The sequence below is a fragment of the Streptococcus sp. HMSC076C08 genome (assembly GCF_001810825.1).
Taxonomy (GTDB): domain Bacteria; phylum Bacillota; class Bacilli; order Lactobacillales; family Streptococcaceae; genus Streptococcus.
Genome location: NZ_KV802735.1, coordinates 80675 through 91824, shown reverse-complemented (window position 1 = coordinate 91824; position 11150 = coordinate 80675). Strand labels below are relative to the sequence as shown.

The 11150-nt window shown below is 42.5% G+C and carries 9 protein-coding genes; all 9 read left to right on the top strand.

Annotated elements, in window-relative coordinates:
* Nucleotides 1-155 precede the first annotated feature (155 nt).
* The 9 genes from rnr to ftsW all read left to right on the top strand — a co-directional run bounded on the left by rnr (nt 156) and on the right by ftsW (nt 11131).
* Nucleotides 156-2510 (top strand): ribonuclease R, encoded by a 2355-nt coding sequence (rnr, locus tag HMPREF2766_RS06755; protein WP_000653281.1) that lies wholly within the window; start codon nt 156-158, stop codon nt 2508-2510.
* Nucleotides 2473-2940 (top strand): SsrA-binding protein SmpB, encoded by a 468-nt coding sequence (gene smpB / locus HMPREF2766_RS06750; RefSeq protein ID WP_001051742.1) that lies wholly within the window; start codon nt 2473-2475, stop codon nt 2938-2940. Before rnr ends, smpB begins: the two co-directional genes overlap by 38 nt.
* Nucleotides 2941-2954: 14 nt before the next feature.
* Complete coding sequence (tehB, locus tag HMPREF2766_RS06745; protein ID WP_000413062.1) at nt 2955-3815, top strand: SAM-dependent methyltransferase TehB; 861 nt, start codon at nt 2955-2957, stop codon at nt 3813-3815.
* A 177-nt stretch (nt 3816-3992) separates the two neighbouring features.
* A complete protein-coding gene (locus tag HMPREF2766_RS06740; RefSeq protein WP_070568775.1) occupies nt 3993-5141 on the top strand; it encodes a PDDEXK family nuclease in 1149 nt (382 codons plus the stop codon).
* A gap of 77 nt (nt 5142-5218) precedes the next feature.
* A complete protein-coding gene (locus tag HMPREF2766_RS06735; RefSeq protein ID WP_070568772.1) occupies nt 5219-6175 on the top strand; it encodes a competence protein CoiA in 957 nt (318 codons plus the stop codon).
* An 18-nt stretch (nt 6176-6193) separates the two neighbouring features.
* On the top strand, nt 6194-7996 hold the full coding sequence (gene pepF / locus HMPREF2766_RS06730; RefSeq protein WP_070568769.1) for an oligoendopeptidase F: 1803 nt from the start codon (nt 6194-6196) through the stop codon (nt 7994-7996).
* A 1-nt stretch (nt 7997) separates the two neighbouring features.
* Complete coding sequence (locus HMPREF2766_RS06725; protein WP_083303894.1) at nt 7998-8711, top strand: O-methyltransferase; 714 nt, start codon at nt 7998-8000, stop codon at nt 8709-8711.
* Between the two features lie 67 nt (nt 8712-8778).
* Nucleotides 8779-9720 carry a peptidylprolyl isomerase PrsA gene (gene prsA, locus HMPREF2766_RS06720; RefSeq protein WP_000728082.1) on the top strand — a complete coding sequence of 314 codons (942 nt, stop codon included), beginning with the start codon at nt 8779-8781 and terminating at the stop codon, nt 9718-9720.
* Nucleotides 9721-9907: 187 nt separating this feature from the next.
* Nucleotides 9908-11131 carry a cell division peptidoglycan polymerase FtsW gene (gene ftsW / locus HMPREF2766_RS06715; RefSeq protein ID WP_000703342.1) on the top strand — a complete coding sequence of 408 codons (1224 nt, stop codon included), beginning with the start codon at nt 9908-9910 and terminating at the stop codon, nt 11129-11131.
* Nucleotides 11132-11150 lie beyond the last annotated feature (19 nt).

The window sequence follows — 11150 nt, the reverse complement described above, 5'->3', positions numbered from 1 at the left end:
AAAAATCAAATTCAAACCACGTCAGCGTCGGCTTGTCGTACTCCAGTACTGCCTGCGCCTAGCTTTCTAGTTTGCTCTTTGATTTTTATTGAGTATTAAATGATGTTTGAGAAGGTCTTACAGTAAAAGAAAATTAAAAAATCTAGAAAGAAAACATGAAAGATAAAATTAAAGAATATTTGCAAGAGAAGGGGCGAGTGACGGTAAATGACCTGGCTCAGGCTCTCGGAAAGGATGGGTCCAAGGATTTCCGTGAGTTGATTAAAACCCTGTCTCTGATGGAAAGAAAGCACCAGATTCGATTTGGAGAAGATGGCAGCCTCACCTTGGACCAGAAGAAGAAACATGAAATCACCCTCAAAGGGGTTTTTCATGCCCATAAAAACGGCTTTGGCTTTGTTACTCTAGAAGGGGAAGAGGACGATCTTTTTGTAGGAAAAAACGATGTCAACTATGCCATTGATGGCGATACAGTTGAGGTGGTCATAAAGAAAGTTGCTGACCGCAACAAGGGAACTGCTGCAGAAGCCAAAATTATTGATATCTTAGAACACAGCCTGACAACCGTTGTCGGTCAAATTGTTCTGGATCAGGAAAAGCCCAAGTATGCTGGCTATATTCGTTCCAAAAATCAAAAAATCAGCCAACCGATTTATGTGAAGAAACCGGCTATCAAGTTGGAAGGTACTGAAGTTCTCAAGGTCTTTATTGACAAATACCCAAGTAAGAAACATGATTTCTTTGTCGCTAGTGTGCTAGACGTGGTGGGGCACTCGACTGATGCTGGGATTGACGTTCTTGAAGTCTTGGAATCCATGGATATTGTTTCAGAATTTCCAGAAGCTGTTCTCAAGGAAGCAGAAAGTGTGCCAGAAGCTCCGTCTCAAAAGGATATGGGAGGTCGTCTGGACCTGAGAGATGAAATCACCTTTACCATTGACGGTGCGGATGCCAAGGACTTAGACGACGCAGTACACATCAAGCCTTTAAAGAATGGCAATATCGAACTCGGAGTTCACATCGCAGATGTTTCCTACTATGTGACCGAGGGTTCTGCCCTTGACAAGGAAGCCCTTAACCGCGCGACTTCTGTCTATGTGACAGACCGAGTGGTTCCAATGCTTCCAGAGCGTTTGTCAAATGGCATCTGCTCTCTCAATCCTCAAGTAGATCGCTTGACCCAGTCTGCTATTATGGAAATTGATAAACATGGTCGTGTGGTTAATTACACCATTACCCAAACAGTTATTAAGACGAGCTTCCGTATGACCTATAGCGCTGTTAATGATATCCTAGCTGGCGATGAGGAAAAGAGACGAGAGTTTAAGAAAATTGTTCCAAGTATCGAGCTCATGGCCAAGCTTCATGAAAGGCTAGAAAGCATGCGTGAGAAGCGTGGTGCCCTTAACTTTGATACCAGCGAAGCTAAGATCTTGGTGGATAAAAAAGGCAAGCCTGTGGATATCGTTCTTCGCCAACGTGGTATTGCTGAGCGGATGATTGAGTCCTTCATGTTGATTGCTAATGAAACGGTTGCCGAGCACTTTAGCAAGTTGGATCTACCTTTCATCTATCGAATTCACGAGGAGCCCAAGGCTGAAAAAGTTCAGAAGTTTATTGATTACGCCTCTAGTTTTGGTTTACGAATTTATGGAACTGCCAGTGAGATTAGCCAAGAGGCTCTCCAAGACATCATGCGTGCTGTTGAGGGAGAACCCTATGCGGATGTATTGTCCATGATGCTTCTCCGTTCTATGCAACAGGCTCGCTATTCTGAGCACAATCACGGTCACTATGGACTAGCCGCTAACTATTACACTCACTTCACCAGTCCTATTCGCCGTTATCCAGACCTTCTAGTCCACCGTATGATTCGGGACTATGGTCGTTCTAAGGAAATAGCAGAGCATTTTGAACAAGTGATTCCAGAGATTGCAACCCAGTCTTCCAACCGTGAACGTCGTGCCATCGAGGCTGAGCGTGAAGTCGAAGCCATGAAAAAGGCTGAGTACATGGAAGAATATGTGGGTGAAGAGTACGACGCAGTTGTATCCAGCATCGTCAAATTCGGTCTCTTTGTTGAATTGCCAAATACAGTCGAAGGTTTGATTCACATTACCAATTTGTCTGAATTTTATCATTTCAACGAGCGAGATTTGACTCTCCGTGGAGAGAAATCAGGAACAACCTTCCGTGTGGGACAGCAAATTCGCATTCAAGTTGAAAGAGCCGATAAGATGACGGGAGAGATTGATTTCTCTTATATTCCAAGTGAGTTTGATGTCATCGAAAAAGGCTTGAAACAAGCTGGGCGCAAAGACAGAGGTCATGGTTCAAGTCGTCGTTCAGACAAGAAGGAAGACAAGAGAAAATCAGGACGCTCAAATGATAAGTACAAGCATTCACAAAAAGATAAAAAGAAAAAAGGCAAGAAACCTTTTTACAAAGAAGTAGCTAAGAAAGGAGCCAAGCATGGCAAAGGGCGAGGGAAAGGTCGTCGCACAAAATAAAAAGGCGCACCACGACTATACAATCGTTGATACGCTTGAAGCAGGAATGGTGCTGACAGGAACGGAAATCAAGAGCGTTCGAGCTGCTCGAATCAATCTCAAGGACGGCTTTGCCCAAGTAAAAAATGGGGAAGTCTGGCTGAGCAATGTTCATATCGCCCCTTACGAAGAGGGCAATATCTGGAACCAGGAACCAGAACGTCGTCGTAAACTTTTGCTCCATAAAAAACAAATTCAAAAATTGGAACAAGAGACCAAAGGGACAGGAATGACCCTTGTTCCCCTTAAAGTCTATATTAAAGATGGTTATGCTAAACTCCTTTTAGGACTTGCTAAAGGGAAACATGACTATGACAAACGGGAGTCTATCAAGCGTCGTGAACAAAACCGCGACATCGCGCGTGTGATGAAAGCTGTCAACCAGCGTTAAGAAGAGGAAGTAAAATGGAAAAATTAATTGCCTATAAACGGATGCCCTTGTGGAATAAACAAACCATGCCTGAAGCTGTTCAGCAAAAGCACAATACTAAAGTCGGCACTTGGGGAAAAATTACTGTGTTGAAAGGGGCTCTCAAGTTTATTGAGTTGACTGAAGATGGTGAGGTTCTAGCTGAACACCTCTTTGAGGCAGGGGCTGACAATCCCATGGCGCAACCGCAAGCCTGGCACCGAGTAGAGGCTGCAACAGACGATGTAGAGTGGTACTTGGAATTTTATTGTAAACCTGAGGATTATTTCCCTAAGAAATACCAGACTAATCCAGTCCATTCAGAGGTCCTAGAGGCTATGCAGACGGTGAAACCTGGAAGAGCCTTGGATTTGGGTTGTGGTCAGGGGCGTAACTCTCTCTTTCTCGCACAGAATGGTTTTGATGTGACAGCTGTGGATCAAAATGAATTGTCCCTTGAAATCTTGCAAAGCATTGTGGAACAAGAGGATCTAGACATGCCTGTCGGACTTTATGATATCAATTCTGCCAGTGTTAGCCAAGACTATGATTTTATCGTTTCAACAGTTGTTCTGATGTTCCTACAAGCGAACCGCATTCCAGCTATTATCCAAAATATGCAGGAGCACACCACGGTCGGTGGTTACAATCTTATCGTCTGTGCCATGGATACAGAGGATTATCCTTGCTCAATCAACTTCCCATTCACTTTTAAAGAAGGGGAGTTGGCGGACTACTACAAGGATTGGGAATTGATTAAGTACAATGAAAACCCAGGACATCTGCACCGTCGTGATGAAAATGGTAATCGCATTCAACTACGCTTTGCGACTATGCTAGCCAAGAAAATCAAGTAAATCAAATCTTTACAAGCGAATAGAAACCACTTTGCAAGGTTTCTATTCGTTTTTGTTTGCGTTGGTTGATTGGGACGAGCAGGATTTTATGCTATACTAGAAGTAGGAAATCAGAGCATTAGAACTGTATTGCTGATACTCTCAGCGCAAGAAAGTCTTTATGATGGAGGTGGTCGAATGACGAGTCTTTTGGTGGAATTATATGATCGGCATGTATTGGAAAAGAATGTCTACCAAGCCTTTATCAGTGATTGTGACGAGATTCTTTTTCTATCTTTGACAAAAATAAGTAATGAAGAGAAAGTTTCTCTCCGTCAGTTTATCATGGATGAGGTACCTCATATCCAACGAGTGACCTTTCGTCAGTTATCCTTAGAACAACTAGCGGACCAGTTAGATTATTGCCTAGCAGGTTACGACCAAGTCCTTCTCGATGTTTTTGGTGGGGATTCGCTACTAGCCTTATCCCTCTATCAATACGGCTTGGATCGCCATCTTCCCATCGTTGCCATGGATGTCGAGCGAGGAAAACAATACAAGTGGGTAGCCGGCCAGTTGGAAAAAGAAGACTTGGACATTCCAACCCTAAGCATCCAACAGTTGATAGCCTTGCGTGGTGGAAAAATGCTCAAATCAAAACGCCCTATCCACTCAGTTCAGCAAATTGCAGCCATCAAAAAACTAGCCAGCTCCGCCATTGCCAATCCTGCCCACTGGTATCAAGTGACCCAATTTTTCTCTCTAGCTAAGACCAATGACCTGCATACTGAGACAGAAAAGATACTGGAAAACAATGGCAGGTATTATCACTATCCAAAATCCCTTATTCCTTTACTTGTGGAAGCAGGGATGCTTTGTATTGAAAGCGAGGACAAGAAACGAGTAGCATACAGCTTTCCAAGTCAAGAAGCTCAAGTCTTTTGCCGCAATAAGGGACATATTTTAGAGGTATATCTCTATCTCTTGGCGCTTGAATCTCAGCTGTTTGATGAGTGCATGATAGGCGGTGAGATTGATTGGAATGGCATCTTTCCAGAGGCAGACAATGTCCAAAATGAGATTGATGTTATTCTAAGAAAGGGGCGCTCGATTACCTTTATCTCATGCAAGATGACAGATTTATCAGTTGAAGCCATCAACGAACTAGAAGTCTACGCCAATCATTTTGCTGGGGAGAGTTGCCTCAAGTTGATTGTTTGTACTGGAAAAATCAATCCAGCTTATGCCAATCGCTGCCAAGAATACGGCGTGCTGGTCATTAGAAGTGAGCAGATTCCCAATCTCATTCCCATGCTAAAAAAATATTCTAAGAGACAAAAAAGATAAGAAATAATATCATGAAAGGCTGGGATTCCAGTCTTTTTTTTCTTCTTTTTCGAATAAATGAGAAAAGGAGGTAGACCATGTTTGTAGCCAGAGATGCCAAGGGGAATTTGGTAAATGCCCTCGAAAAAGATGTGACCAAGCAAGCTTATACTTGTCCAGCCTGTGGAGGCGGACTACGGTTACGCCAAGGACAGAGTATTCGAACGCACTTTGCCCATGAAAGGTTAAGAGATTGCATCGCTATATTCGAGAATGAAAGTCCAGAACACTTGGGCAACAAAGAGGCCCTTTATCACTGGGCCAAGAAAGACTGTCAGGTTGCCCTAGAGTACGCTCTTCCCGAGATCCAGCAGATAGCGGATGTTCTTGTCAATGAGAAACTAGCTCTGGAGGTTCAGTGCAGCCCCTTGTCTCAAAAGCTTTTAGGTGATAGAAGCCAAGGATACCGTAGCCAAGGATATCAGGTTATCTGGCTACTGGGAGAAAAACTCTGGTTAAAAGAGCGATTAACACAATTGCAAAGGGGATTTCTCTATTATAGTCAAAATATGGGTTTCTATGCTTGGGAACTAGATCTCAAAAAGCAAGTTTTGAGACTGAAATATCTTCTGCATCAGGATCTACGTGGCAAGCTTCATTTTCAGGTCAAGGAATTTCCCTATGGCCAAGGAAATCTCTTGAAAATTCTACGATTTCCTTATCAAAAACAAAAACTGCCTCGTTTTGCAGTTGTGCAAGATTCCACTATTTGTCACTACATTCGCCAGCAGTTGTACTACCAAACGCCTTACTGGATGAAAAAACAGGCGGAGGCTTATCAACTAGGAGACAATCTATTAAACCGTCAACTGGACGACTGGTATCCCCAAGTCAGACCAATAGAAGCAGGAGATTTTTGTCAAATTGACCAAGATATAAGTAGCTATTATAAAGAATTTTTCGGTTACTATCAAAAAAATCCGAAAAATAATCGCCAAAAGCTCTATCCGCCAGCCTTTTATCACTTATATTTCTCGAAAAATGTGGTAAAATAAAAAGGATGGAGGAATCTTATGGTATTACAACGACATGAAATAAATGAAAAAGATACATGGGATCTTTCAACAATCTACCCAACAGACCAAGCTTGGGAAGAAGCCTTGAAAGATTTAACTGAAAAAGTACAAACAGCGTCCCAGTATGAGGGGCATCTCTTGGATAGCGCAGACAGTTTGCTTGAGATCACAGAATTCTCACTCGACTTGGAACGCCAAGTTGAAAAGCTTTATGTCTATGCGCATATGAAAAATGACCAGGACACGCGTGAAGCTAAGTATCAAGAGTACTATGCTAAGGCAATGACCCTATACAGTCAGTTAGAACAAGCCTTTTCATTCTATGAACCTGAGTTTATGGAGATTAGCCAAGAGCAGTATGCGGCCTTCCTAGAAGCTCAGCCAAAACTCCAAGTTTACAAGCACTTTTTTGACAAGCTCTTGCAAAAGAAAGACCATGTTCTTTCGCAACGTGAGGAAGAATTGCTTGCTGGAGCAGGAGAAATCTTTGGCGCTGCTAGTGAAACTTTTGCTATTTTGGACAACGCGGATATTAGCTTCCCATATGTCCTTGATGACGAAGGCAATGAAGTGCAACTCTCACACGGTACTTACATTCGCTTGATGGAGTCTAAAAACCGTGAAGTGCGTCGTGGTGCCTATGAAGCCCTTTATGCGACATATGAGCAATTCCAACACACTTATGCTAAGACTTTGCAGACAAATGTTAAGGTGCAAAACTACCGAGCAAAAGTTCGCAACTATAAGAGTGCTCGCCATGCAGCCCTCGCAGCCAACTTTGTTCCAGAAAGTGTCTACGACAATCTAGTTGCAGCAGTTCGCAAGCATTTGCCACTCTTGCATCGTTACCTTGAACTTCGTTCTAAAATCTTGGGGATTTCTGACCTCAAGATGTACGATGTCTACACACCACTTTCGTCAGTAGATTACAGCTTTACCTACGAAGAAGCCTTGAAAAAGGCAGAAGAAGCTTTGGCAGTTTTAGGTGACGACTACTTGAGCCGTGTCAAACGTGCCTTCAGCGAGCGTTGGATTGATGTCTATGAAAACCAAGGCAAGCGTTCTGGTGCCTACTCTGGTGGTTCTTACGATACCAATGCCTTCATGCTTCTCAACTGGCAGGACAATCTAGACAATCTCTTTACCCTTGTCCATGAAACAGGTCACAGTATGCACTCAAGCTATACTCGTGAAACCCAACCTTATGTTTACGGAGATTACTCTATCTTCTTGGCTGAGATTGCCTCAACGACTAACGAAAATATCTTGACAGAGAAATTGTTGGAAGAAGTGGAAGACGACGCAACGCGCTTTGCTATTCTCAATAACTTCCTAGATGGTTTCCGTGGAACAGTTTTCCGTCAAACTCAATTCGCTGAGTTTGAACACGCCATCCACCAAGCAGATCAAAATGGAGAAGTCTTGACCAGTGATTTCCTCAATAAACTCTACGCGGACTTGAACCAAGAGTACTACGGACTCAGCAGGGAAGACAATCCTCAGATCCAATACGAGTGGGCACGCATTCCACATTTCTACTATAACTACTATGTTTATCAGTATTCAACTGGTTTTGCAGCTGCTTCAGCCTTGGCTGAGAAGATTGTCCATGGTAGTCAAGAAGACCGTGACCGCTATATCGACTACCTCAAGGCAGGTAAGTCTGACTATCCGCTCAATGTCATGAGAAAAGCGGGAGTGGATATGGAAAAAGAAGACTATCTCAACGATGCCTTTGCAGTCTTTGAACGCCGCTTGAACGAGTTTGAAGCCCTTGTTGAAAAATTGGGACTAGCTTAAGATGGTAGAGTCTTATAGTAAAAACGCCAATCACAATATGCGACGTCCCGTCGTCAAGGAAGAAATCGTAGAACTCATGCGACAGCGTCAAAAGCAGGTGACAGGTTCCTTGAAAGAATTGGAGACCTTCGCTCGCAAGGAAAACATTCCCATCATTCCTCATGAAACGGTTGCTTATTTCCGTTTTCTAATGGAAACCATGCAACCTAAGAATATTTTGGAGATTGGAACGGCAATTGGCTTTTCTGCCCTCCTGATGGCGGAACATGCGCCAGATGCTAAGATTACAACCATTGACCGTAATCCTGAGATGATTGGCTTTGCCAAGGAAAACTTTGCTCAGTTTGACAGTCGTCAGCAAATCACTCTTTTAGAGGGAGATGCAGTCGATGTTTTATCAACTCTGACAGAAACTTATGACTTTGTCTTTATGGATTCGGCCAAGTCCAAGTATATCGTCTTTCTGCCTGAAATCCTTAAACATTTGGAAGTCGGTGGAGTAGTGGTCTTGGATGATATTTTCCAAGGAGGAGATGTTGCCAAGGACATCATGGAAGTTCGCCGTGGTCAACGCACCATTTATCGAGGTTTGCAAAGACTTTTCGACGCAACTTTGGACAATCCAGGTCTAACAGCAACTCTAGTTCCACTTGGGGACGGCATTCTCATGCTACGAAAGAATCTAGCAGAAGTAGAGCTTCCTGAGAGCGAATGATTTTCAGAAAAATTTAAGAAATTATAGTAAAATAGATAAGGTAACACTTACCGTAAAAGGAGTAAAAATGAAGAAAAAACTTATGGCAGGAGCCATCACACTTTTATCAGTAGCAACACTTGCAGCTTGTTCAAACAGTTCTGAAGGAAAAGATTTGATCAGCATGAAGGGCGATGTGATTACAGAGCATCAATTCTTTGAAGAAGTAAAGAACAATCCAACTGCACAACAAGTCTTGCTCAATATGACCATCCAAAAAGTATTTGAACAACAATATGGATCAGAAGTAACGGATAAAGATGTAGATGATGCTGTTGCTGAAGAACAAAAGAAATACGGCGATAGCTACAACAGCGTGCTTCAACGTGCAGGTATGACACCTGAGACTCGTAAAGCTCAAATCCGTACCAGCAAATTGGTTGAATTGGCAGTTAAGAAGGCTGCAGAGAGTGAGTTGACAGACGAAGCCTACCAAAAAGCTTTTGAGTCTTACACACCAGATGTAACAGCTCAAATCATCCGTTTGGATAATGAAGACAAGGCAAAAGAAGTACTTGAGAAAGCCAAAGCAGAAGGTGCAGATTTTGCTCAGTTGGCAAAAGACAACTCTAACGACGACAAAACAAAAGAAAATGGTGGAGAAATCACTTTTGACTCTGCTTCAACAGAACTTCCCGAACAAGTTAAGAAAGCAGCCTTTGCCTTGGATGTGAATGGGGTTTCTGATGTGATTACAGCTACTGGGACACAAGCCTACAGCAGTCAGTTCTACATCATCAAAGTAACGAAGAAAACAGAAAAATCTTCTAATATAGAGGATTACAAAGAAAAATTGAAGACCATTATCTTGACTCAAAAACAAAATGATTCAGCCTTTGTTCAAGGAGTAATTGGTAAAGAATTGCAAGCAGCAAACATCAAGGTTAAAGACCAATCATTCCAAAACATCTTCACCCAATACATCGGTGGTGGTGACTCAAGCTCAAGTAGCAGCTCTTCATCTAACTAAGAAAGCAAAAAACAAATCTCAAAAGAGATTTGTTTTTTTATACCTGATACTGGAAAATGAGTAAAATTCGAAGGATTAAAGGATAAGAGTTTTTTTCTTTCTGAAAAAGTGGTATAATAGCAATCAAAACTAGAAAATAAAACGGAATTGGGAACAGAAGCGTCTGTTCCTATTAGAGTGGTGAAATATGAAAATTAGTAAAAGGCACCTACTAAACTATTCCATTTTGATTCCTTACTTCCTTTTATCGATTTTGGGGCTGATTGTGGTATATTCGACAACGAGTGCAACCTTGATCGAAGAAGGAAAAAGCGCTTTTCAATTGGTGCGAAACCAAGGGATCTTCTGGATAGCTAGTTTGATTCTGATTGCCTTAATCTATAAATTAAAATTAGGTTTCCTAAGAAACGGACGTCTCATCTTTATCGTAATGATTGTGGAGATGGTTCTTTTAGCTCTTGCACGACTGGTCGGAACACCTGTCAATGGAGCATACGGATGGATTTCTGTAGGACCTGTAACGATTCAGCCTGCAGAGTACCTTAAGATTATCATCATCTGGTACCTGGCACATCGATTTTCAAAACAACAAGATGAGATTGCGGTTTATGACTTCCAGGTTTTGACACAGAATCAGTGGCTACCTCGAGCTTTTAACGACTGGCGTTTTGTTCTGCTGGTTCTGATTGGTAGCTTGGGAATTTTCCCAGATTTGGGAAATGCGACCATCTTGGTCTTGGTGGCGCTCATCATGTATACCGTAAGTGGGATCGCCTATCGTTGGTTCTCGACCATTCTGGCTCTCTTGGCAGGGAGCTCAATGTTAGTCTTGTCTGTCATTCGCTTTGTTGGGGTTGAAAAGTTCTCTCAAATTCCTGTATTTGGTTACGTTGCTAAACGTTTTAGTGCCTTCTTTAATCCCTTTAATGACTTGGCGGGTGCAGGACACCAGCTCGCAAATTCCTACTATGCAATGGTAAATGGAGGCTGGTTCGGACTGGGACTAGGGAATTCCATCGAGAAGCGTGGTTATCTGCCAGAAGCCCATACGGATTTTGTCTTTTCGATTGTCATCGAGGAGTTTGGATTCGTTGGAGCCAGTATGATTTTGGCTTTACTCTTCTTCTTGATTTTGCGAATCATCTTGGTTGGTATTCGAGCAAAGGATCCCTTTAACTCCATGGTTGCTATTGGTGTCGGAGGAATGATCCTTGTTCAGGTCTTTGTCAATATTGGTGGGATTTCAGGGTTGATTCCTTCTACAGGGGTAACCTTCCCCTTCCTTTCACAAGGTGGGAACAGTCTATTGGTATTATCCGTGGCCATCGCGCTTGTACTGAACATTGATGCAAGTGAAAAACGTGCCAAACTTATCAGAGAATACGAGAATCAAACCGATGAAAATCTGTAAGGATTGAATGGAAAGGAAA

Excerpts from the sequence above, each read along its gene's own strand:
- HMPREF2766_RS06740 (WP_070568775.1), top strand. The coding sequence starts at position 3,993 with ATGACGAGTCTTTTGGTGGAATTATATGATCGGCATGTATTGGAAAAG.
- rnr (WP_000653281.1), top strand. The coding sequence starts at position 156 with ATGAAAGATAAAATTAAAGAATATTTGCAAGAGAAGGGGCGAGTGACG.
- HMPREF2766_RS06735 (WP_070568772.1), top strand. The coding sequence starts at position 5,219 with ATGTTTGTAGCCAGAGATGCCAAGGGGAATTTGGTAAATGCCCTCGAA.
- prsA (WP_000728082.1), top strand. The coding sequence starts at position 8,779 with ATGAAGAAAAAACTTATGGCAGGAGCCATCACACTTTTATCAGTAGCA.
- ftsW (WP_000703342.1), top strand. The coding sequence starts at position 9,908 with ATGAAAATTAGTAAAAGGCACCTACTAAACTATTCCATTTTGATTCCT.
- tehB (WP_000413062.1), top strand. The coding sequence starts at position 2,955 with ATGGAAAAATTAATTGCCTATAAACGGATGCCCTTGTGGAATAAACAA.
- smpB (WP_001051742.1), top strand. The coding sequence starts at position 2,473 with ATGGCAAAGGGCGAGGGAAAGGTCGTCGCACAAAATAAAAAGGCGCAC.
- HMPREF2766_RS06725 (WP_083303894.1), top strand. The coding sequence starts at position 7,998 with ATGGTAGAGTCTTATAGTAAAAACGCCAATCACAATATGCGACGTCCC.
- pepF (WP_070568769.1), top strand. The coding sequence starts at position 6,194 with ATGGTATTACAACGACATGAAATAAATGAAAAAGATACATGGGATCTT.